Below are 22,306 nucleotides of genomic sequence, written 5' to 3'. Positions count from 1 at the left end.
GCGCGGGGCCGCATGTTCGTTCTGTCGAAAGTCCTGGGGTGGCTCGCGTCCGCCGCCAACCTGATCTTCCTTCTGCTTGCGGTCGGCACCCTTCTCCTCTGGACGCGATGGCGCAGGACCGGGCGCGTCCTGGTGACGGTCGCGGCGCTCATCCTCGCGGCCGGGCTGGTACTGCCGATTTCGGACTGGATCGCCTCGCCCCTGGAGCAGCGCTTCCGTGCCGCCTCGGTGCTTCCGGAGCGGGTCGACGGCATCATCGTGCTGGCCGGGGGCACGCGTCCCGACATGACCGCGGCGGTCGGCCAGTCGAGCCTGGGCGAATCGGCGGAGCGGATCGTGACGTTCGTGATGCTGTCGCGCCGGTTTCCGGAGGCGATGCTCGTGTTCGCGGGAGGATCGGGATCGCTCGGCGGAGGGCGGTCGGCCGCGGTGGAGGTGCAGCCTCTCCTGGCGGATCTCGGCGTCGACCTGTCGCGGGTGGTTTTCGAGGGAAAGTCGCGGACGACGTACGAGTCCGCGCGGGCGCTCGCCGCGATGATCGAACCCGGTCCCGAGGAGACCTGGCTGCTGGTGACCAGCGCCCAGCACATGCCGCGGTCGATGGGGGTGTTCCGCAAGGCCGGTTTCGACCTGCGGCCCTACCAGGTGGATTATCGGGTCAATCCGCGGCGGCCGCCGTTCTTCAGGCTGGATCTCACCGAGGAGCTGTGGAACCTGGAAAGTCCGGCGCACGAATGGGCCGGATTGGTCGCCTACCGCCTGTTCGGCTACACGTCGGAGCTGTTCCCCGCTCCCCAGCCGCAGGCCGAAGCGGATCAAGCGCCCGGCCGGACGGCCTTCCGTCGGCCGATTCAGCCCCGGAGCAGGTCGCGGGCGGCCGCGTGCAGCGCGTGGTCGGCCGCGGCTAGAACGCGGCCGTCGCTGTCGGCGCGCAGCGGGCGCCCCGCCCAGTCGGTGATCCGCCCGCCGGCGCCCTCGACCACCGCGACCAGCGGAAGGTGATCGAACGGCTTCATCTTGGCCTCGACGACCAGGCCCATGAAGCCGCTGGCGAGGAGTCCGTAGGCGTAGCAGTCGCCGCCATAGTGCCAGCCGCCGACGGCGGCGCGCAGCCGCGCCGTGGCGGCGACGTCGGGGCCCGCGAACATGTCGGGGCTGCTGCTGTTGACGATCGTCGATCCGATGGGGCCGGGGCGCGTCCGGACCGGGCGGCCGTTGAACGTCGTCGGGCGGCCCTCGATACCGATCCAGCGCTCGGCGAGGGCCGGCGCGTCGATGATGCCGATGACCGGCCGGCCGCGGTGGAGCAAGGCGACCAGGGTGCCGAACAGCGGCTTGCCGGTGATGAAGGCCTTGGTGCCGTCGATCGGGTCGAGGACCCAGACATACTCGGCGTCGGGACGGTCCGAGCCGTGCTCCTCGCCGATGATGCCGTGATCGGGAAAGACGTCGGCGATGAGGCTGCGCATCGCCGTCTCCGCATCGCGGTCGGCGCGGGTGACGGGACTGAGATCCGATTTCGTCTCGACGTCGAGGTGCGCGCGAAACCAGCGCCGGGCGATCGGCCCGGTGGCGTCGACGAGCCGGCCGGCGAAGTCGGCGAGCGCGTCGAGCGTCATTGGTGCGTATCCGCCCGGGCCGTGCTCATCCGTCAGCGCTGCTGCGGCGCCGGGCTGGCGTCCTGGCCTTGCGGCGCAGCCTGGTTGGACGTGCCGGACGAGGCGCCCGGGGTGGGCGACCCGGCGCTCTCGGCCCCCGTGCCGGCAGCGGCGCCGCCCGGGCTGTGGGTGCCGAGGCCCTGCGCGCCCGTTCCCTGGGCGCCGAGGCCGGTGCTGGAACCGCCGCCCGAGGCGTCGCCCGCCGCGGGCGCCTGGGGCTGCACGCCCGGCTGCGCGGGGACCGCGTCGGCCGGCTTCGCGTCCTGGCCTGCGGGTGCGGCACCGGCCGGGGCGGCGTCGCCCGCGGGTGCGGCGGCCGGCGCGGCTTCCGCGGCGGGCGCGGCGACCGGCTCCGGCAGCGGCGGCGGGTTGTCGTTCAGCGTCCGCAGATAGGCGATGATGTCGGCGCGGTCCTGCGGCTTGGACAGGCCGGCGAAGCTCATCTTGGTGCCCGGCGCGAACTCCCGCGGCTTGTACAGGAAGTGGTCCAGCTTGTCGTAGTCCCACGTGCCTTCGAGGCTCGCGAGCGTCGAGGAATAGGAGAAGCCCTCGTGGTGAGCGATGTCCGCGCCGACGACTCCGTAGAGGTTCGGACCGACCTTGTTCGCGCCGCCCTTCTCGAAGCCGTGGCAGGCGGTGCATTTCGACGCCACCTTCTGACCGGCCTCCGGGGAGGCGTCGGCGAGCAGGTTGGCGATCGGCGGCATTTCTTCGGCGCCACCGCCGGCAGGCTGTGCCGCCTCCTGGCCCGTCGCCTTGATGATGCTCTCCACGTGATGCGGCTGGCTGACGAGCAGCTTCGCGATCAGTCCGGTCGTCATCGCGATGACGCCGGCGAGCAACACGGCGGCGGCGACTTTGTTCAGCTCGAAGGCGTTCATCCGGTCACTCTAAGCTTGCTGGTGCGGCGGCGCGAAGCCGCGGGAGATTACCCGCGGCCTGCGGGTCGTTCAACAGCCGCCGGCCGACTTGCGCATGTGGTCCCACACGTCGGAAACTATTTCCTCTCGCGCAGGCATCGCTATGCGGCGATGGGTCGCGCCGCATCTTTAGCCCCTACAGGACCGGAATCCCGTGTCAGCAACAGCCATCGTCGTCATCCCCGCCCGCCTCGCCTCCACCCGCCTGCCGAACAAGCCGCTCGCCGACATCCACGGCCGGCCGATGATCGTGCGGGTGTGGGAGCGCGCCGTGGCCGCCGGAATCGGACCGGTCCTGGTGGCCTGCGCCGAAGAGGCGATCGCCGAAGCGGTGCGGGCGGCTGGCGGCGAGGCCGTCCTGACCGATCCCGACCTGCCGTCGGGGTCGGATCGGGTGGCGGCCGCGCTCCGGGCCTTCGATCCCGCGGGACGCTACGATGCGGTCGTCAACGTGCAGGGCGACCTGCCGGCGATCGATCCGGCGGTGATCCGCGCGGTGCTGCTGCCGCTGTCGGACCCGGCGGTCGACATCGCGACGGTCGCCGCCGAGATCGTCGATCCCGACGAACGCACCAATCCGAACGTCGTCAAGGCGGTGTTCGTCCCGGCCGCGATGGACGGGCGGGGGATCGCCGCCGGGCGGGCCCTCTATTTCACGCGGGCGACGGCGCCGAGCGGCGAGGGGCCGCTCTTCCACCATATCGGGATCTACGCCTACCGGCGCGCCGCGCTCGAACGGTTCGTCGCCCTGCCGCCGGGCGTCCTGGAACAGCGCGAGCGGCTGGAGCAGCTTCGCGCCCTGGAGGCGGGCATGCGGATCGACGTCGCGGTCGTGCGGACCGTCCCGCTGGGCGTCGATGCCCCGGCCGACCTGGAGCGCGCGCGGAGCCTGCTCGCCCCCTGACCCGCCCGCATTCACCCCGCCATGCTTGACCGGCCGCGCGGGATCGCGGCAATAACCGGTTCGACCGACACCGAGGCGGCCCATGACCCGAGACGTCGACCCCGCGCGCACGATCGCCTTCCAGGGCGAACCCGGGGCGTATTCCGACCTCGCATGCCGGGCGGCCTATCCGGACATGACGACCCTGCCCTGCGCCTCGTTCGAGCAGGCGTTCGCCGCCGTCGAGGAGGGTCGCGCGGCGATCGGCATGATCCCGATCGAGAATTCGGTCGCCGGTCGGGTGGCGGACATCCACCAGCTCCTCCCGGAAACCGGGCTGCATATCGTCGGCGAGCATTTCCAGCGGGTGCAGCATCAGCTGCTGGCGCCCCGCGGCACCGCCCTGTCCTCGGTCAAGCGGGTGTACAGCCATGTCCAGGCGCTGTCGCAATGCCGCCGGTCGTTGCGCGCGCTGGGGCTGCAGCCGGTGACCTATCCCGACACCGCGGGTGCCGCCGCCTACGTGGCGCGGCGCGGCGATCCGGAGGAGGCCGCGATCGCCTCGTCGCTCGCCGGCGAGATCTACGACCTCGACGTGCTGAAGCCGGATATCGAGGACGAGAAGCACAATACGACCCGTATGATCGTGCTGTCGCGCGAACCGCGGGTCCCGGATCCGAAGAGCGGGCGCCTGATCACGACCTTCGTGTTTCGCGTGCGGAACGTGCCGGCCGCTCTCTACAAGGCCATGGGCGGGTTCGCGACGAACGGCGTGAACATGACCAAGCTGGAGAGCTACATGGTCGGCGGCGAATTCTCCGCCACGCAGTTCTATGCCGACGTCGAGGGCCATCCGGACCATCCGAACGTGCGGCTCGCACTCGAGGAACTCGACTTCTTCTCGCGCGAGGTGCGCATCCTCGGCGTCTACCCGGCGCATCCCTTCCGCCAGCGCGAATCGCACTGAGCGACTTCCGCGTCGAAAGTTCCGCGAAGGCTTAAGACGCGTTTTACTCCTCTCCGGTACCGTATCACGAGATTTTGACCCGGCCGCCCACCCGAGCGCGAGGCTCGGTGGCTCCGGACGCCGGACAATGCGAGCGTGAGGCGGAACGATGCTGAAGGTCTTCAGGAAGAGGAAAGGGGCTGCGTCGTCAGCCCCGGCCAAGGATGACGTTGCCCCGACGGGAGCCGTCGCGGCGCGCCAGGGCAGGCGGGCATTCGGCATCAACGCGCGTCTCATGCTCGCCTTCGCCGGCGTGGCGACGACCACCGTCGTCGCGTCGGGTGTCGCATGGTGGTCGTTCGGCCGCATCGAGACGACGATCGACAGCGTGACCCGCAACAGCCTGCCGGCGATCACCTCTTCGCTGCAGCTGTCGGAGAAGGCGACGTCCATCACCGGCGCCGCGCCGCGCGTTCTGGCCACGGCGACGCAGGAAGAACGCCAGGCCGCCGTCGCGGCGGTCCAGGAGGGTGTGAACGAGGCCCGTGCGGAATTGGAGGGCCTGGCCGAGACCGGCGTCGACGGCGAGGCGGTCGCTCGCATCGGCACGCATCTCGACACGCTCGAGACACAGATCAAGGAACTCGACCGGCTGCAGGCGAAGCAGATCCAGCTGAACGAGGCCTGGCGGGAGGTGTCCAACACCGCCGTCCAGATCCAGCAGCGGTTCCGCAGCGCCATTACCCAGGTGGCGGACGACGCCTTCTACAACATCACGATGGACCTGGGCGGCGCCGTCACCAGCAGCACCAGCGCCGACGACGGCGCCGCGGGGGGCATCCAGGCGGCGGTTTCGAGCGTCGTCGATCTGCAGCTGCCGATCTACCAGACCAGCTACGAGCTGCGCGCCGCAGCCGACACGCTGGTCAAGTATCTGATGGAAGCCCACACGGCGACGCCGGAAGAGCTGAAGCGGCTGACCGCCGGCTTCGATGCCGAACAGCGCACCTTCATCAATCGGATGGTCCTGATCGAGGATGCGGAAGGCATGGACGCCGCCCGCAAGGTCGGCGAACAGCTGGTCGGCTTCGGCGAGGGCGGCGGCGGCCTGTTCGCACTGCGCGGCCAGGAACTGCAGGTGGCGAGCGACGCGGCCGCCGTGCTGCAGGCGACGCGCGAGCCGGCGGCGGCACTGGATGCGGAAGTCCAGAGCCTCGTGGCCGCCGCGCGCACGCTGGCCGACGACGGTTCCGCCAGCGCGGCCGAGGCGGTCGTCGCCGGCAAGAGCTGGCTGGTCGCGATGGCGGCAGGCTCGATCCTCGCCGCGTTCCTGATTGGCTGGCTGTACGTCCGCCGCAACCTGACGCGTCGCCTGAACGCGCTCGCCGACAGCATGCGGGCCGTGGCGGCAGGCGACCTGCAGGCGCCGATTCCGAGCGGCGGCAGCGACGAGATCACCGACATGGCCCAGGCGCTGGTCGTGTTCCGCGACACGTCGGCCGAGGTCGAACAGACCCGTGCCCGTGCCGAGGAGGAGCGCCGCGAGGCGTCGGCGCAGCGGCGGGCCGAACTGCACCGCCTCGCCACCGCCTTCGAGGAGAGCGTCCAGGGCGTCGTCGAGACGGTGCTGACCGCCGCCCGCGGCATGCGCGGCACGGCGGAGGGCATGGCGTCCCTCGCCGACGAGACCAACGGGCAGGCGAACGCAGTGGCCGCGGCGTCGGCGAACGCCTCCGGCAACGTGCAGACGGTGGCGTCGGCGGCGGAAGAGCTCTCGACCTCGATCGAGGAGATCGGCTCGCAGGTCTCGCAGTCGACGCGCATCGTCCGCCAGGCGGTGGAAGAGGCACAGCGCACCGACGCGATCATCCGCACGCTCGCCGAGGCGGCGCAGAAGATCGGCGAGATCGTCGACTTCATCAACAACATCGCCGGCCAGACCAACCTGCTGGCGCTGAACGCGACGATCGAGGCGGCCCGGGCCGGAGAGGCCGGCAAGGGCTTCGCGGTGGTGGCGAGCGAGGTCAAGGGCCTCGCGAACCAGACCGCCAAGGCGACCGAGCAGATCGCGGCGCAGATCACGGCGATCCAGGGCTCGACCACCAAGGCCGTGGACGCCATCGCCGCGATCGGCCGCACGATCGCCAATGTCGACGAGATCGCGTCCGGCATCGCGGCGGCGGTCGAGGAGCAGGGCGCGGCGACCCAGGAGATCGCCCGCAATGTGCAGCAGGCGGCGATGGGCACGCAGGAGGTGTCGTCGCACATCACCGGCGTCACCGGCGCCACCGAGCGCACGGGTGCCGCGGCCTCCGAAGTGGTCGACGCGGCCGGCAGTCTCGCCGGCGAGTGCGAAAAGCTCCGCACCGAGGTGGAGCAGTTCATCGGGCGGGTGCGCGCGGCCTGATCCGCGAGCACAGTCCATCGGTCGACGATCGGCCCCGGGATCCTGTCCCGGGGCCGATTCTTTTGCGCTCTCAGTTCGTCGACGCGGCGCCGGCTTCGCGCAGGAGCCAGTCGCGGACCATGCGGAACGCGCGCTTCTCCGCGTTGCCCTCGGGGTACATCATGTGGATCGGCCGGCGAGAGCGGCGGACGATCCCGAAAGGTTCGACCAGACGGCCGGAGGCCAGGTCTTCGCGCACCAGGGCCTCGATCGCGATCGCCACGCCCAAGCCTTCGATCGCCGCCTGAATCGCCAGGTTCAGGCTTTCGAAGCGAAGTCCCCGGGTGGGATCGATCGACGCCACGGCCGCCCCCAAGCCTGCCGTCGACAGCCACCGCTCCCAGTCGCGCGGTCGCGGAGCCCCGTGCAGCAGGGTGGCCTGGGCGAGATCGTCGGGTCTGTGCAGGCGCACGGCCACGTCCGGCGCCGCGACCGGGATCAGGTCCACCTCGATCAGCTTCTCACCCACCAGCCCGGCCGGCGCTTCGCCGAGGGGCGGCACGCAGATGGCGATATCCGGCCTGCCGCGCAGGAAATCCACCGGGTCGAGCGAGGTGGTCAGCTGCAGGTCGACCTGAGGGTGCCGGTCGTAGAAGCGGCCCCACCGCGGAATGAACCAGCGGATCGCGAAGGTCGGATAGGCGACGACCGAGACGACGGCGTTGTCGCCGCGCCCGCGTATCCGCTCCGTCGCGGCAGCCAGCTCCGCCAGCGGCAGGCGGATCGCGTCGCGGTAGGACCGGCCGGCATCGGTGAGGGAGACGCGCTTATGGCTCCGTTCGAACAGCTTCACATCCAGCGCCGTCTCCAGCGACTGGATCTGCCGGCTCACCGCCCCCGGAGTCAGGTTCAGCTCCTCGGCGGCCTTGGAGAAGCTCAGGTTCCGTGCGGCCGCCTCGAACACGCTGAGTGACATGGTCGAGGGTATCCGCGGCATGCAGGGGCGCCTTGGTTGCGCAACACTCACACACTGTATCCGGCAAAGTCGTTTGCGCCGTCAACGCCGCGGCGGGATCTTCCTGGTACGGAAACGAACCGAGGGACCGTCGACATGGTCGTCACACGCAGGCTCACCCCCGGACCGGTCGCGCACCGGCCGACGAACAGCGACAGGTTGGCTCCCGATTGCCACGGCCTCGACTTCTTCGAGATCGACACCAGCCTGCGGAGCCTGATGCCTCTCTACATGCCGGCCGATCTCCATGCGCACATGCTGCCGCATTATCGCCGCCTCGGCCGCATCGCCGGCGGGCGGCTCGACGAACTGGCGCGCATCTGCGACCGGCACGCGCCGACCCTTCGGGTCCGCGACGCCTTCGGCCGCGACGAGGACGCGGTGGAGTTCCATCCGGCCTATCACGAGATGGAGCGGATCGCGCTGAGCGAGTTCGGCATCCACTGCATGTCGCGCCGGACCGGCGTGCTGGGCTGGAACGATCGCGTCCCGCCCGTCGGCAAATACATCTTCCAATATCTGTTCGTGCAGTCGGAGTTCGGCCTGATGTGCCCGATCTCCGCCACCGAGACCTCGGCGCTGCTGATCGAGCGGCACGGCGACGAGGCGCTGAAGCGGCGCTTCCTTCCCGGGATGACCAGCCAGACCCAGGGCGAAATCCTCATGGGCGCCCAGTTCATGACCGAGAAGAGCGGCGGCTCGGACGTCGGCGAGGCGGAGCTGGAAGCCAGGTTCGAAGACGGCGAATGGCGCCTCTACGGCGACAAGTGGTTCTGTTCCTGCGCCGACGCCGACGTGGCGATGCTGTTGGCACGGCCGCAGGGTGCGCCGTCCGGCAGCGGCGGGCTCGGGCTGTTCGTGCTGCCGCGCCGGCTCGACGACGGCGCCCGCAACGCCTACCGGATCGTCCGCCTGAAGGAGAAGCTCGGCACGCGCTCCATGGCGTCGGGCGAGATCGTGTTCGAAGGCGCCGTGGCCTATCCGATCGGAGAGGTCGGGCCGCACGCCAACCGCGGCCTCAAGCAGATGATGGATCAGGTCAACATGTCGCGCCTGTCGCACGGGGTGCGCGCCGCCGGCATGATGCGCCGCTGCCTGAACGAGGCGATGGTCGTCGCCCGCGCCCGCCACGCGTTCGGCGGCGCGATCATCGACAAGCCGCTGCTGCGCCGGCAGCTGATGAAGCTGATGGTGCCGACGGAGCAGGCGCTGTCGGTGATCCTCCACATCGCGGTCCAGCTCGAGCGGGCGGAAGCGGGCGATCCCCGCGCCGAACGGCTCACACGGATCCTGACGCCGCTGCTCAAGTACCGCACCGCCCGGGACAACATCGCCGTGGCCACGGGTGCGATGGAAGTGCGCGGCGGCAACGGCTACATCGAGGACTGGGTCGCCGCACGGCTGGTGCGGGACGCGCATATCGGCGTGCTCTGGGAGGGCACGTCCAACATCAACGCGCTCGACATCGTCACCCGCGCCGTGGGCAAGGCCGGTGCCCACGAGGACCTCGGCGACGCCCTGCAGGAGACGCTGGACGGCGCGCGGGCGCTCCCCGGGCAGTTCCGCGGCGAACTCTCCGGACTGGTCGACAGGGCGGTCGCCTTCGCCGAGAAGACCGCCCGCGACGGCGACGAGCCGCTCATGCGGACCGCCTCGAGCGCCCTCTACAACGTGGCCTCCGCCACGCTCCTCGCGTCGGAAGGCGCGGCGCTGGGTGCCGAGGGCGGCGACGCACGGCGGCTGCTGCTCGCGAGGATGGTCATCGACCACCGGCTCCGCCCGGAAGACCCGCTGGCGGGGCGGGCGAGCGACGCGGCGATAGTCGACGCCTTACTCGGCACGGACCCTGTGGGACTCGACCGGGCCCACACGCTGCTCGCCGCGTAGGGGGGCGATTCCCGGCCGGCGGGAGCCGGCCGGGAAGATCGTCAGACGGAGAAGCCGCCGAGCTTCGTCTCGAGATATTCGCCGATGCCCTCGTGGCCGCCCTCGCGGCCGAGGCCGCTCTGCTTGGAGCCGCCGAAGGGTGCGGCCGCAGCGGTCGGGTTGATGTCGTTGATGCCGACGATGCCGAAGTCGAGGCCCTCGAAGATGCGCATGCCGCGGGCGAGGTTCTGCGTATAGACGTAGGAGGCGAGGCCGTAATGGGTGTCGTTGGCCATCTCCAGCGCCTCCTCCTCCTTGTCGAAGGCGATGACCGGAGCGACCGGGCCGAACGTCTCCTCCCGGTAGATCAGCATGTCCGGCCGCACGTCGGCGAGCACGGTCGGGGCATAGAAGGTGCCGCGGTCGAGGCCGTTGTCCATCAGGCGATGGCCGCCGCACAGCAGCTTGGCGCCCTTGGCGACCGCGTCCTTGACCTGGCGGTCGACCTTCTCGATGGCGCCGTCGTCGACGAGCGGTCCGACCGCAACGCCGTCTTCCATGCCGTTGCCGGCACGCATGCGCGTGACGCGCGAGACCAGTTCGTCGAGAAACGGCTCGACGACGCTGCGCTGCACGAACATCCGGTTCGGGCTGATGCAGGCCTGGCCCGTGTTCAGCATCTTCACCATCGCCGCCCCCTTGGCGGCGTGCACCGGGTCGGCGTCGTCGAACACCAGGAACGGCGCGTGGCCGCCCAGTTCGAGCGAGACGCGCTTCATCTGATCGGCCGCACCGCGGGCGAACATCTTGCCCACCTCGGTCGAGCCGGTGAAGGTCAGCTTGCGGATCTTGCGGTTGGAGAGGAACTCCTCGCCGATCGGCGCCGGGTCGTTGGCGGTGACGAGGTTGACGACGCCCTTCGGGATGCCGGCGTCGTGCAGGACCTTGAACATCTCGATGGCGCACATCGGCGTGGCTTCCGCCGGCTTCAGCACGATCGTGCAGCCCGCGGCGAGCGCCGGAGCGATCTTCCGGGTCAGCATCGAGACCGGGTAGTTCCAGGGCGTGACGGCCCCGACCACGCCGACCGGCTGGCGCAGGACGATGAAGCGCTGGTCGCCGCGCGGCGCGGGAATGGTCTCGCCATAGACCCGCTTCGCCTCCTCGGCGTACCAGAGCAGGAAGTCGGCGCCGTACTGCACCTCGTTGCGCGCGGCGCGGATGGGCTTGCCCTGCTCGCGCGTCATCGTCTGGGCCAGATGCTCCTTGCGCTCGAGCATCAGCGTCCAGGCGCGGTAGAGGAACTCGGAGCGCTGATAGGCGGTCAGGCCGGCCCAGCCGCGGAACGCCGCGTGCGCCGCGTCGATGGCACGCACCGTTTCCGCCCGGCCGCCGTCCGGCACGTCGGCCAGCTTCTCGCCCGTGGCCGGGTTCGTCACCGCAAACGTCGCGCCGCTCTCGGCCGGTTCCCACGCGCCATTGATGTACATCGCTCGATCCCGTCGGTTTCACATAGCGGAAAGCGGGGTTTTCGCGCGACACGCCCGCAGGCGCAAGTGCCGGCCGCGGGGCGACGGTCAGCCCATGCGGTTGATGCCGTCGAACGCCGCCGTCTTGTAGCACTCGGCGAGGGTCGGGTAGTTGAAGACCGTCTGCACGAAATAGTCGATCGTCCCGCCCAGGGCGAGAACCGCCTGGCCGATATGGACGAGTTCGGAGGCGCCGGCGCCGATGATCATCACGCCCAGCAGCTTGCGCGTCTCGCGGTGGAAGAGGAGCTTCAGCAGGCCGGTGGCGTCGCCGATGATCTGGCCGCGGGCGATCTCTTTGTAGGAGGCCTTGCCGACCTCGTAGGGAACGCCCGCCTGGGTCAGTTCCTCCTCGTTCCGCCCGACGGTCGAGATTTCCGGGATCGTGTAGATGCCGTAGGGGAAGTGGTCGGGCATGGTCTCCGCGGCCACGCCGAACGCGTGGCACGCCGCCAGCCGGCCCTGCTCCATCGAGGTCGAGGCGAGGCTGGGGAAGCCGATGACGTCGCCGACCGCATAGATGTGGCCGGCCGCGGTGCGGTAGTGCTCGTCCGTGGCGATGCGCCCGCGGTCGTCGGTGGCGACGCCCGCCGCCTCCAGGTTCAGGCTCCCCACCGCGCCGGTGCGCCCGATGCTGTAGAGGGCCTTGTGCGTGACGATCTGCTTGCCGCTGGCGAGCAGGATGCGGACATGGTCGCCGCGCTCGTCGTGGAACGGCTCGATGCCGCTCACCTCCTCGCCCAGCCGCAGCGTCATCCGGTTGTCGCGCATCTGGTAGGCGAGCGCGTCGGCGATCTCGGCGTCGAGAAAGGGCAGCAGGCGCTTGCGCTTGTCGACCAGCGTCACGCGCACGCCGAGGGCCGCGAAGATCGTCGCATACTCGATGCCGATCACGCCGGCGCCGACGACCGCCAGCGTGCGCGGCAGGTCGCGCAGTTCCAGGACGTCGTCGCTGGTGAAGATGTGCTGGCCGTCGAACGGGATGTGCGGATCCCGCGCGGTGCTGGTGCCGACCGCGATGACGATCTTGTCCGCCGAGACGTCGCGGTAGCCCTGGTGCAGGTCGAAGCTCTTCAGGCGGACGGTGTGCGGATCGACGAAGGATGCGTCCGCCTGGAACAGCTCCACGCCGTTGCGCAGGAGCTGGTGGCGCGTCACGTCGATCTCGTTGCGGATCACATGGTCGGCGCGGAACAGCAGATCCTGCATGGTGATCTTCTGCTTGGCCGAGTAGGACGCGCCGTAGACGCTGCGCATGTGATAGCCGGACAGGTCGATCGCCGCCTGGCGTAGCGTCTTGCTGGGGATGGTGCCCGTGTTGATGCAGACGCCGCCGACGACCGCCCGGCGTTCGACCACGGCGACGTGTTTGTCCAGTTTCGCCGCCTGGATGGCCGCCCGCTGTCCGGCAGGGCCGGATCCGATGACCAGCAGGTCGTATTCGCGCGCTTCCATTCAGGCCCTCCGAGACCAACCCCGTGACGTGCGGCCCGCGGCCCGGGCCGCCGCCCAATCATGTTCCTGCCAGAGTCGTGCCGGCCGGATCGTCTACGCATACCATTGGTAAACCGTGCTTCGTGACGGCTCGGTAACGACTCCGGGTCAGAATAGGATCCGGACCCTGGAGTCAGCATCATGTCGCGCAGAAGTTCCCCCCGGCGGAGCGCGGACCGCCGCAGCCACGAACGCTTTCCGGTCGCCGCGCCGTCCGCCTGCGCGGCCGTCTCGCCCTGGACCACGGTCGCCCTGAACGACCTGTCGACCAGCGGCGCGCGCCTGCTGGCCGACATCCGGCCGCCGCTCGGCACCGGCATGCTGGTCAGCGTCGCACCCGACATGATGGCGACCGGCAGCGTCGTCAGGCACACGCAGGACGGCTTCGCGGTCTCCTTTGGTCCCCTGCCGATGCCCGCGTTGCCGACGCCGCGGGACTGAGTCTTCAAGACATCCACTCAGGATCGGCGGCGGCTGCGGCCGAAGACGATGCCGAGGATCAGCAACCCCGGCCCGACGGTCAGGAACACCGGCGCGAAGCCGAGACTGTCGACGACCATGCCGTAGACCTGCACGCCGGCACCCTGGCCCAGGAAGAAGACCAGCGCGAAGAGCGAGACGCCGGCGCCGCGCGCCTCCGGCGCCATCTGGGTGGCGTTGGTCTGCAGGGTGTTGTGCAGCATGTAGAAGCCGAAGCCGACGCCGGCCATCACGACCGCCACGCCCGGCCAGACCGGCATCCAGGCCAGTGCCGCGAAGCTGGCGGCGAGGACGACGCCGCCGGCGGTGACCATGCCGCTCTCGCCGAGCGTCCGCACGATGGGCCGCACGGAGAAGGTGTAGCACAGGCCGCCGATGCCGAAGCAGCCGAGCAGCAGGCCGATGGTCGCGAAGTCGAGTTCGAACCGGTCGTGCACGAAGGCACCGACATAGGCGAGGGCGCCGAAGAACAGGAAGCCCTCGACGAACACGGCCGCCAGCACGACGCGTGGCCGCGGGGCGGCGAGCATGCCGGTATACTGCCGCATCGCTCGGGCGATGCCGCCCTTGCGCCGGTCGGCCGGGGGCTGCGGCCGGCCGGAGAGCAGTTCGTACCAGAGCAGCAGGGCCACCAGCCCGTAGGCGCAGCCCAGGACGACGAAGACGGTGCGCCAGTCGGTCGCCTCGATCAGCGCGCCGCCGGCGGCCTGGCCGAAGACGACGCCCAGGATCTGGCCGGAGAGAAAGTGTGCCAGGACCGCCTGCCGCCGGTCGTAGGGCACGAGGTCGCCGACATGCGCCATGGCGAGCGGGATGACCGCGGCGGTGATCGCCCCGGCGCCGAGCCGCAGCCATGCGAGGGTCCCCATCGATCCGGCCAGCGCGCCGGCGCCGACGATCAGGCCGGAGACGGTCATCGCCAGGGTGATGAGGCGGAACTTGCCGTAGCGGTCGCCGAGCGGGCCGTAGATCAGTTGGCAGAGGCCGTAGGCGATCGTGAAGGTGGTCACGATCACCCCGGCCTCGCCGGCGGTGGTGCCGAATTCGAGGGCGACGCGCGGGATCATCGGATCGGCGACGCGCATCGTCGCGGCGACGCAGAAGGCGGCCATGCTGAGCAGGGCGATCGGCCACCAGGTCGGACGGGTCGTGGAGCGTCGCATCATCAGCCGCCGAACGCCGGATCTGCGGCGCGTGCGGATGGCCGGGCCGGATGGGCGGACGGTCGGCTGGCTGGGGTCAAGCTGTGCACCGGCGGCTGGATGTTCCCGATGGGCATGCGATAGCGGAGCGCCGACGCAGCCGGCAAGGGCGAGGATAGGGCAAAGATCAGGAGCAAGGATGGTACCGCCGCGTCCGGCGTGGCCGGTCTGCCAGCTGCACTGCGCTTTCGGCGCATGGCCGCCGGAACGGCTTGACAAGAATTCCCGCGCGTGCGGACACTGATCGCAATAAAAAAATGGTCAGGGAAGGGAACTCCGAAGATGCGCATCAATGCGAACGTGCGCCGTACCCTGTTGGCCGCCCTCGCCGCGACGGTAATCGCCGGTCCGGCTCTCTCCCAGGACAAGAAGCCGATTCGGGTCGGACTCATCCACGACTATACCGGACCGTTCGCCGGCGGCGGGTCGGAGCCCGCGGCCGTCGGCACCAAGCTGCTGATCGACCGCATCAATGCGGCCGGCGGCGTCGAGGGTCACAAGATCGAGGCGATCTACGCCGACGCCCAGAGCAAGACCGACGTCGCGATCAACGAGGCGGAGCGGCTGGTCAGCCAGGAGAAGGTCGACCTGATCATGGGCATCTATTCGAGCGCCCACTGCGTGCCGCTGGCGCAGAAGATGGACGCGGCGAAGGTGTTCATGTGGGCGAACATCTGCATCTCCTCCGCCGTCTTCAAAGACAAGAACCTGACCTACGTCTTCCGGCCGACGGCGCACAGCGACCAGTTCGGCCAGGTCTCGGTCGACATGATCGCGCACTACGCGAAGGCGAAGCTGGGCCAGGACGCCAAGGGGCTGAAGGTCGCGATCATCCACGAGGACGGTCCCTACGGCGTCGGCGTCGCCGGTTCGAACGAGGCGCAGGCGAAGAAGCACGGCATGGAGGTCGTGCTGAACGAGGGCTATGCGGCGACGTCGCCGGACCTGTCCTCGCTGGTCACCAAGCTGAAGCGGGCGCGGGCCGACGTGATCTTCCACACCGGCTACAATCCCGACATCACGCTGTTCATGCGCCAGGCGCGCGAACTCGGCCTGCGCTGGAAGGCGCTGGTCGGCCACGGCGCCGGCCACAGCCAGATCGACAAGCTGAAGGCGACCTTCGGCGACGACGTCGACCTGCTTTTCACGGTCGATCCGGCACCGGCGCAGATGATGGACCGCTCCAAGCTGGCGGCCGGCATCCCGGAGCTGATCGACGACATGGTCGCGGGGTACAAGCGCGAGAAGAAGGTCGACGCGATCCCGCCGCACACCAGCATGGGCTACAACAACAGCTGGATCTTCTTCAGCGACGTGCTGCCCCGCGCGATCAAGACATACGGCGGCTGGGATGCCGAGGCGCTGCGCAAGGCGGCACTCGACACCGACATCCCCGAGGGCGGGACGATGCAGGGCTACGGCGTGAAGTTCAATCCGCCGGGCGACCCGATGGCCGGGCAGAACGCGCGCTCCTTCCCGGTGGTGATCCAGTTCGTGAAGGGTGAGCCCAGCATCGTCTGGCCGGCGACGATCGCGGCCGCCGAGCCGGTGCTGCCGCTGCCGGCGGCGCACGCCTACGCGGCGCGCTGACCGACGCGGAGGCGACGGACCCTTCCAGGCAGGAGGTCGCGATGCTCTCCGTAGCGGGGCTGACGAAGCGCTTCGGCGGCTTCACGGCGGTGAACGACGTGTCCTTCGAGGTGGCGAAGGGCGAGATCCTGGGCCTCATCGGGCCGAACGGGTCGGGCAAGAGCACCATTTTCAACATGGTCTCCGGCACGCTGAAGCCGACGGCGGGGTCGATCCGGCTCGACGGACGCGAGATCGGCGGCCTGTCGCCCGACCGCATCTGCCACATGGGCATCGGCCGCACCTTCCAGATCCCGCGCCCCTTTCGCCGGCTGACCATCCTGGAGAACGTCGCGCTGGCCGGCTATTTCGGCCAGGGCGGCACCGTCAGCCGCACCAAGGCCTGGGAGGCGGCGGAGCGGGCGATCGAGGCGGTGCGCCTGCCGAACGACCCGAAGGCGGAGGTCGGGCTGCTGGGTGCGGCCGGCCTGAAGAAGCTCGAACTCGCCAAGGCGCTCGCCACCCAGCCGACCCTCCTCCTCGCCGACGAGAGCCTGGGCGGGCTGGACGAGGCGGAGATGGACCAGGCCGCAGACATGCTCGACCGCATCCGGCGCGAACTGGGCATCACGATCATCTGGGTCGAACACATCATGGGCGTGCTGATGCGGGTCGTCGACCGGGTGATGGTGCTCGACCACGGCGAGAAGATCTCCGAGGGCCTGCCGTCCGAGGTGGCGCACGATCCGCGCGTGATCGAGGTCTATCTGGGCCGCGACAGCGCGGCCGCCCAGGCGACCGTCGCCGCCCGCGCCTGAACCGCAGCCTTAACCGGGGCCTGAACCACCCGGCGCCGCAGCCGCGGCACCGGCCGAACGAGAAGAAGCCGCGCCGGGACGACCGGAGGCCGCCAAGGGAGGATCGGAGCGGGCATGCTGCAGTTGCGCAACGTCGACGCCGGCTATGCCAGCTTCCAGGCGCTGTTCGACGTCTCGCTCGACGTGCGGGCGGGCGAAGCGGTCGCCGTGCTGGGCCCGAACGGAGCGGGCAAGACGACGCTGATGCGCGTCATCTCCGGCCTCATCCCGTCGCGCGCCGGCACGATCGAGATGGAGGGGCGGCGTCTGGCCGACGTGCCGCCGCACCAGATCATCGATCTCGGCATCGCGCACGTGCCGGAGAACCGGCGGCTGTTTCCCGGCATGACCGTCGAGGACAATCTGCGCATGGGCGCCTTTCCCTCGGCCGCCCGGTCGAAGTTCCGCCAGCAGCTGGAGTTCGTCTACGAGCTCTTCCCGCGGATGCGCGAGCGCCGCAGGCAGCTGGCCGGCACGATGTCGGGCGGCGAGCAGCAGATGTGCGCGATCGGCCGGGCGCTGATGTCGTCGCCGAAGCTGCTGCTGATGGACGAGCCGTCGGCGGGCCTGGCGCCGGTGATCGTCCAGCAGGTGTTCGACCTGGTCCGGCGCATCCGGCAGGAGGGCTTCACCGTGCTGATCGTCGAACAGAACGTCCGGCAGGTGCTCCAGGTCTGCGACCGGGCCTACCTGCTCGAGGCCGGTTCGATCCGCGCCGAGGGGACGGCGGCCGAACTGCTCGACAGCGAGCATGTCCGCAAAGCCTACATCGGGGTCTGAATCGGGGCGTCTGAATTCGAGGCGTCAGAACTGGGGCGTGCAGACGCCGCGTTCGAGAACAGGGGGCAGGGCTGAGATGGACGCGATCTTCGACATCTATCTGCTGGAGGCCATCCTGAATGGGCTGCTGCTCGGCGGGGTTCTCGCCCTGCTGGCGCTCGGCCTGAACCTCGTCTTCGGCGTCATCGACGTGGTGTGGATCTGCTACGCCGAACTGGTGATGTTCGGCATGTACGCCGTGTTCTTCCTCTACACCGACCACGGCCTGCCGCTGGCGCTGGCGGGACCGCTGGCGATCGCCGGCGTGGCGCTCATGGGGGCAGCGCTGCACTATCTGGTCATCGCCCCGCTGCTCGGCACGCCGCCGATCAACCAGCTGCTGGCGACCGGCGGCGTGCTGTTCCTGCTGCAGAACCTGGCGACCGTCCTGTTCGGCATCGACTTCCGCAATCTGGGCCTGCGCCTGCCGATCCTCGAATTCGCCGACATGTACATCAGCTTCGCCCGCCTGCTCGCCTTCGGCGCGGCGCTGCTCGGCATGGCCGCCCTGTACCTGTTCCTGACGCGCACCTTCATGGGAACGGCGATCCGCGCCATCGCCCAGGATCGCGAGATCATGGTGCTGATGGGCGTGAATTCGCGGAAGGTCTACCTGATCACCTCCGCCATCGGCGGGGCGCTGGCCGGCCTCGCCGCCTGCCTGCTGGTGCTGCAGTACGACGTGCACCCGGCGATCGGCCTGCAGTTCGGCCCGATCACCTTCATGATCTGCGTGCTGGGCGGGCTCGGCAACATGGTGGGCGGCTTCATCGCCGCCTTCATCTTCAGCGAGATCATCGCGATCGGCGGCTTCTACTTCGCGATCGAGTGGGGCTACGTCGTCGCCTTCGCCTTTTTCATCGTGATGATGATCATCAAGCCCGAGGGCCTGCTGGGGAAGAAATCATGAACCAGGGGATGGCGGCCGTCGTCCTGGGCGTCGGGCTCCTGCTCGTGCCGTTCCTGGGCGTGCCCGACTATTACATGCACATGCTGATCCTCATCCTGATCTGGTCGCTCGCCTATACGGCCTGGTCGATCATGGGGCGGTTCGGGCTGGTGTCGCTCGGCCACGGCGCCTTCATGGGCATCGGCGCCTATGCGGTGGCGCTGCTCTGGAACCATTGGGGCGTCACGCCCTGGCTCGGGATACCGGTGGCGCTGCTACTGGCGGCGGGTGCAGCGGTGCTGATCGGCTATCCCTGCTTCCGCTTCCGCATCGTCGGCCACTATTTCGCGCTGGTGACCCTGGCGCTGACCGAGGTGGTGCGCCTGACCATCGTCGCGATGCGGGATTACACCGGCGGCTCGCTCGGCATGACGCCCCGCCAGGACGGGCAGGGCGTCTCGTGGTGGGCGCTGCAGTTCGCCGACAAGGACTATTTCTATGTCCTGGCGCTCGTCTGCTGGGCGTTCGGCCTGTGGGTCTGGTGGAAGGTCGACCGCAGCATGGCGCGCTATGCGATGGAGGCCATCGCCGAGAACGAGGACGCATCGGCGGCCGTCGGCGTGAACGTCATGGCGCAGAAGATCCGCATCACCGTGATCAGCGCCGTGCTGACCGCGCTCGCCGGCATCCTCTACGGCCAGTACCAGATGTACATCAACCCGGAGACCGTCTCCGGCATCGCGGTGTCGTTGCAGATCGTCTTCGCGGTGGTCGCCGGCGGCCTCTACGTCCTGCTCGGGCCGACCGTCGGCGCGGTGTTCACGATCCTGCTCGCGGAGTCGCTGCGCGTGATGATCGGCACCGACATGGTCGGACTGGACGCGACGATCTACGGCTTCCTGCTCGTGCTGTTCATCATCTTCCTGCCGCGCGGCATCCTGGGCACGGCCCTCGCCTGGGCCCAGGGCCGCCCGGACCGTGCGACCACACCGCTGAACGCGACGCGGGCGAAGCAGGCTTGAGGGGGCCTAGTGGCAGTGAACGACGCCGGTTCGCCTGTCCATGTGGCAGCACTGGCCGGGAGGTGAGCTCTTTCGGCAGCCGCCGCCATGTTCGACCCGGGTCGATGCGCCGCTCGGCACGGCAATCGCAGCCGCGGTCACCTGCCCGAAGCCGCATGCCACCGCAAGGGCAACAGCGACCAACACGACCATCTTCATATGCGGTCCCGCCTCATGTCGCGGATACCGGCCAGGCATCTGATCGTCAGCTTCATGCATGACGATCCCGGGTGGAGCGACCCGGAGCATAAGACCCTGCAGCCCCTCGAGAACCCGTTCCGGACCAGGCTGTCACCCATGTCATAGGTACGGGCCGTTACCTATGTCTCCGGGCCGGACACAGCCGACCGTTGGTGCCGGGTGAGGGACTCGAACCCCCGACCTTCGGTTTACAAAACCGTTGCTCTACCAACTGAGCTAACCCGGCGCGCGTGAGGCGATGGGCAAGGTTCTAGGTCAGGGCGCGGGGCCCCGCAAGCGGGGCGTCAGGTTTTGCGGTGGCGGGCGACGAAGTCCTCGTCGATGGTGACGCCCAGGCCTGGGCGGTCCGGGATGTCGACCCAGCCGTCGATCACCGGGAACTTCTCGACCGCCAGCTCGTGCAGCATCGGGTTGGCGCCCAGGCTGTACTCCAGGATGAAGCCGGTCGACGCCACGGCGGCGACGTGCAGGCCGGAGGCGAAGGTGAGCGCGCCGCCCCAGAGGTGTGGCGCGAAGCGGAGCTGGTGCGCCGAGGCGAGCGCCTCGATGCGCATCGCCTCGGTGATGCCGCCGGCGATCGACAGGTCGGGCTGCAGGATGTCGACGGCGCGCAGCTCGATGAGGTCGCGGAAGTCGAAGCGGGTGAACTCGCTCTCGCCGGCCGAGATCGGGATGTCGGTCGAGGCGCGCACCTCGGCCTGGCCGCGCTTGTCGTCGGCTGTCACCGGCTCCTCGAACCAGGCGATGTTGCAGTCGGCGACCTGGCGGCAGAAGCGCTTGGCCTCGACCACCGTATAGGTGCCGTGCGCGTCGCACATGATGTCGATGTCGGGGCCGAGCGCCTTGCGCGCCGCATGGACGCGCGCCACCGAATGCGACAGCTCGCCGTCGCCGGAGCCGACCCGCATCTTCACCGCCTTGAAGTTGCCGCGATCGATGAAGCTCTGCAGTTCGGCGCCGATCCGGTCGACGGGCGCCCAGCCGCCGGAGGCGTAGGCCGGCATCTTCTCCCGCCGCCGGCCGCCGAGCAGGCGCCAGACCGGCGCATTCAGCGATTTGCCGAGGATGTCCCAGAGCGCCATGTCGATGCCGGCGATGGCGGACACCGTCAGGCCGCGCCGGCCGAGCACGGGGAAGACATGGCCGCGGTCGATGGCGAAGTGGGCGCGCGTGCCGTTGTACATGACGTCCCACAGCCGCGAGATGTCGCGCGCATCCTGCCCGATCAGCAGCGGCGCCATCTCCTTCTCGATGCAGACGACGAGCGCGTGGTTCGTGCCGCTGCTGCCGACGGCCGCCTTGGACTCGCCCCAGCCGACGAGGCCGCTCTCCGTCTCGATCCGCACCAGGGTCGAATCGAAGGACAGGGTCGGGCCGAAATCGCTGACGTGCTGCTTCTCCTTGGGGATCGGCACGTGCAGCCAGGTGGCGGTGACGGACTTGATCTTCATCGGCGGCGTTCTCCCGGGACGGCCGGCTTCTCTCGGACCGCGGTCTTTTCCTCGTGGGGCGGTCCCGGCCGGCGTTCGTGACGGAAGGTTCCTATGCCGTCCGCGCCACGTCAATCGCGGGTCCGTCTGCCGGCGCGTGGCGCCGTGTTCCCAGGCGGCGGTCGGGTCTCGGCGCCCCGCGGCGCCATCCGTGACCGGAGAGGAACCCGGGCGTGGACGGCGCGCGGCCCGGCATAGCGCGTGCATGGAGATCCGTTATACTCTGAGGCTCAATCAGGCTCCGCGAGGAGGTTCCCATGGCCCTGGCAGCTGTTTCCACCGAGGGTAAGTCCATCCGCGACCGTGTCAGCCCGGAGGAGTGGCAGACGCGGGTCGATCTCGCGGCGCTTTACCGGCTGGTCGCCAAGCACGGCATGACCGACCTGACCGCCACTCACATCTCGGCCCGCGTTCCCGGCACGCAGGACCAGTTTCTGCTGAACCCGCACGGCCTGCTGTTCAGCCAGGTCACGGCGTCGAACCTCGTCAAGATCGACCTGGACGGCAAGGTCATCGACGGCGAGTACGGCGTGAACGCGGCGGGCTTCACCATCCACTCGGCGGTGCACTCGGCGCGCCACGACATCGACTGCGTCGCGCATACGCACACGCCGGCCGGGATGGCCGTGGCCGCGCTGCCCGACGGGCTGATGCCGCTGACCCAGGCCTCGATGCGCTTCTACGGCCGCACGGCCTATCACGACTTCGAGGGCGTGGCACTCGACCTGGACGAGCGCGAGCGGCTGATCGCCGACCTGGGCGAGGCCAGCGTCATGATGCTGAAGAATCACGGCATCCTGGTCTGCGGCAAGACGATCCGGAACGCCTGGGTGCTGCTCTACCGGCTGGAGAAGGTCTGCCAGGTGCAGCTGGCCGCGATGGCGACCGGCGCGGAACTGCTGACCCCGTCGCAGGAACTGTGCGAGAAGGCGCTCGGCCAGTTCGACCGCGGCGACAACACCTATCGCCAGGATGGCTGGGAATCGCAGCTGCGGCTGCTCGACCGCGCCGACCCGAGCTGGCGGCACTGAGGGAGGCGCA

Annotated in this window: 18 protein-coding genes, 1 tRNA gene and 1 pseudogene; 12 read left to right on the top strand and 8 right to left on the bottom strand. The window is 69.5% G+C overall.

All coding sequences use genetic code 11. The features are described from left to right. Nucleotides 1–12: 12 nt before the first annotated feature. A pseudogene (locus ABIE65_RS08315) lies at nt 13–729 on the top strand (YdcF family protein); the annotation flags it as partial. A 122-nt stretch (nt 730–851) separates the two neighbouring features. Here the strand turns inward: ABIE65_RS08315 and ABIE65_RS08310 are convergent. Next, nucleotides 852–1,619 carry an inositol monophosphatase family protein gene (locus ABIE65_RS08310; protein ID WP_354077035.1) on the bottom strand — a complete coding sequence of 256 codons (768 nt, stop codon included), beginning with the start codon at nt 1,617–1,619 and terminating at the stop codon, nt 852–854. Nucleotides 1,620–1,651: 32 nt separating this feature from the next. Beyond that, nucleotides 1,652–2,539 (bottom strand): c-type cytochrome, encoded by an 888-nt coding sequence (locus ABIE65_RS08305; RefSeq protein ID WP_354077034.1) that lies wholly within the window; start codon nt 2,537–2,539, stop codon nt 1,652–1,654. Between the two features lie 193 nt (nt 2,540–2,732). Here ABIE65_RS08305 and ABIE65_RS08300 point away from each other — a divergent pair, with 193 nt between their 5' ends. The 3 genes from ABIE65_RS08300 (at nt 2,733) to ABIE65_RS08290 (ending at nt 6,814) form a co-directional block, all read left to right on the top strand. Continuing rightward, the gene (locus ABIE65_RS08300; protein WP_354077033.1) at nt 2,733–3,482 is read left to right on the top strand and encodes a 3-deoxy-manno-octulosonate cytidylyltransferase; all 750 of its coding nucleotides are present in this window, start codon (nt 2,733–2,735) and stop codon (nt 3,480–3,482) included. An 82-nt stretch (nt 3,483–3,564) separates the two neighbouring features. Next, complete coding sequence (locus tag ABIE65_RS08295) at nt 3,565–4,428, top strand: prephenate dehydratase (RefSeq protein WP_354077032.1); 864 nt, start codon at nt 3,565–3,567, stop codon at nt 4,426–4,428. Nucleotides 4,429–4,576: 148 nt separating this feature from the next. Further along, entirely contained in the window at nt 4,577–6,814 is a 2,238-nt protein-coding gene (locus tag ABIE65_RS08290; protein ID WP_354077030.1) for a methyl-accepting chemotaxis protein, read from the top strand. A gap of 70 nt (nt 6,815–6,884) precedes the next feature. Here ABIE65_RS08290 and ABIE65_RS08285 read toward each other — a convergent pair whose 3' ends face one another. After that, nucleotides 6,885–7,769 carry a LysR substrate-binding domain-containing protein gene (locus ABIE65_RS08285; protein ID WP_354077028.1) on the bottom strand — a complete coding sequence of 295 codons (885 nt, stop codon included), beginning with the start codon at nt 7,767–7,769 and terminating at the stop codon, nt 6,885–6,887. Nucleotides 7,770–7,904: 135 nt separating this feature from the next. Between ABIE65_RS08285 and ABIE65_RS08280 the strand changes: the two genes are divergently transcribed. After that, entirely contained in the window at nt 7,905–9,695 is a 1,791-nt protein-coding gene (locus tag ABIE65_RS08280; protein ID WP_354077027.1) for an acyl-CoA dehydrogenase family protein, read from the top strand. 41 nt (nt 9,696–9,736) lie between these two features. Here ABIE65_RS08280 and ABIE65_RS08275 read toward each other — a convergent pair whose 3' ends face one another. Both ABIE65_RS08275 and sthA read right to left on the bottom strand, forming a co-directional pair. After that, nucleotides 9,737–11,164 carry an NAD-dependent succinate-semialdehyde dehydrogenase gene (locus ABIE65_RS08275; RefSeq protein WP_354077025.1) on the bottom strand — a complete coding sequence of 476 codons (1,428 nt, stop codon included), beginning with the start codon at nt 11,162–11,164 and terminating at the stop codon, nt 9,737–9,739. A gap of 87 nt (nt 11,165–11,251) precedes the next feature. Then, complete coding sequence (gene sthA / locus ABIE65_RS08270) at nt 11,252–12,658, bottom strand: Si-specific NAD(P)(+) transhydrogenase (protein ID WP_354077024.1); 1,407 nt, start codon at nt 12,656–12,658, stop codon at nt 11,252–11,254. A gap of 180 nt (nt 12,659–12,838) precedes the next feature. Between sthA and ABIE65_RS08265 the strand changes: the two genes are divergently transcribed. Continuing rightward, nucleotides 12,839–13,138, top strand: coding sequence for a PilZ domain-containing protein (locus ABIE65_RS08265; protein ID WP_354077022.1), 300 nt, complete (start codon nt 12,839–12,841; stop codon nt 13,136–13,138). Nucleotides 13,139–13,155: 17 nt separating this feature from the next. Here ABIE65_RS08265 and ABIE65_RS08260 read toward each other — a convergent pair whose 3' ends face one another. Next, nucleotides 13,156–14,340: an MFS transporter gene (locus tag ABIE65_RS08260; protein WP_354077020.1), complete on the bottom strand. Its 1,185-nt coding sequence runs from the start codon at nt 14,338–14,340 to the stop codon at nt 13,156–13,158. Between the two features lie 321 nt (nt 14,341–14,661). On the opposite strand from ABIE65_RS08260, the gene ABIE65_RS08255 reads away from it, so the two are divergent. From ABIE65_RS08255 to ABIE65_RS08235, 5 genes are all read left to right on the top strand, one after another. Continuing rightward, nucleotides 14,662–15,969 carry an ABC transporter substrate-binding protein gene (locus tag ABIE65_RS08255; protein WP_354077019.1) on the top strand — a complete coding sequence of 436 codons (1,308 nt, stop codon included), beginning with the start codon at nt 14,662–14,664 and terminating at the stop codon, nt 15,967–15,969. A 41-nt stretch (nt 15,970–16,010) separates the two neighbouring features. Continuing rightward, complete coding sequence (locus ABIE65_RS08250; protein WP_354077018.1) at nt 16,011–16,766, top strand: ABC transporter ATP-binding protein; 756 nt, start codon at nt 16,011–16,013, stop codon at nt 16,764–16,766. A gap of 114 nt (nt 16,767–16,880) precedes the next feature. Continuing rightward, on the top strand, nt 16,881–17,585 hold the full coding sequence (locus tag ABIE65_RS08245; RefSeq protein WP_354077016.1) for an ABC transporter ATP-binding protein: 705 nt from the start codon (nt 16,881–16,883) through the stop codon (nt 17,583–17,585). A gap of 76 nt (nt 17,586–17,661) precedes the next feature. Further along, nucleotides 17,662–18,534, top strand: coding sequence for a branched-chain amino acid ABC transporter permease (locus tag ABIE65_RS08240; protein ID WP_354077015.1), 873 nt, complete (start codon nt 17,662–17,664; stop codon nt 18,532–18,534). After that, nucleotides 18,531–19,535, top strand: a complete 1,005-nt coding sequence (locus tag ABIE65_RS08235) for a branched-chain amino acid ABC transporter permease (protein WP_354077013.1) — start codon at nt 18,531–18,533, stop codon at nt 19,533–19,535. Before ABIE65_RS08240 ends, ABIE65_RS08235 begins: the two co-directional genes overlap by 4 nt. A 390-nt stretch (nt 19,536–19,925) precedes the next feature. On the opposite strand, the gene ABIE65_RS08230 is transcribed toward ABIE65_RS08235, so the two are convergent. Together ABIE65_RS08230 and ABIE65_RS08225 are read right to left on the bottom strand one after the other, a co-directional pair. Then, nucleotides 19,926–20,001: transfer RNA gene (locus ABIE65_RS08230), tRNA-Thr, on the bottom strand. A 58-nt stretch (nt 20,002–20,059) separates the two neighbouring features. Next, nucleotides 20,060–21,226, bottom strand: coding sequence for a mandelate racemase/muconate lactonizing enzyme family protein (locus tag ABIE65_RS08225; protein ID WP_354077012.1), 1,167 nt, complete (start codon nt 21,224–21,226; stop codon nt 20,060–20,062). A gap of 296 nt (nt 21,227–21,522) precedes the next feature. On the opposite strand from ABIE65_RS08225, the gene ABIE65_RS08220 reads away from it, so the two are divergent. Beyond that, nucleotides 21,523–22,296 carry a class II aldolase/adducin family protein gene (locus ABIE65_RS08220; protein WP_354077010.1) on the top strand — a complete coding sequence of 258 codons (774 nt, stop codon included), beginning with the start codon at nt 21,523–21,525 and terminating at the stop codon, nt 22,294–22,296. The last annotated feature ends 10 nt before the right edge of the window (nt 22,297–22,306 follow it).

Source organism: Constrictibacter sp. MBR-5, from assembly GCF_040549485.1.
GTDB lineage: Bacteria > Pseudomonadota > Alphaproteobacteria > JAJUGE01 > JAJUGE01 > Constrictibacter.
This window is presented reverse-complemented; position numbering and strand designations above follow the sequence as displayed.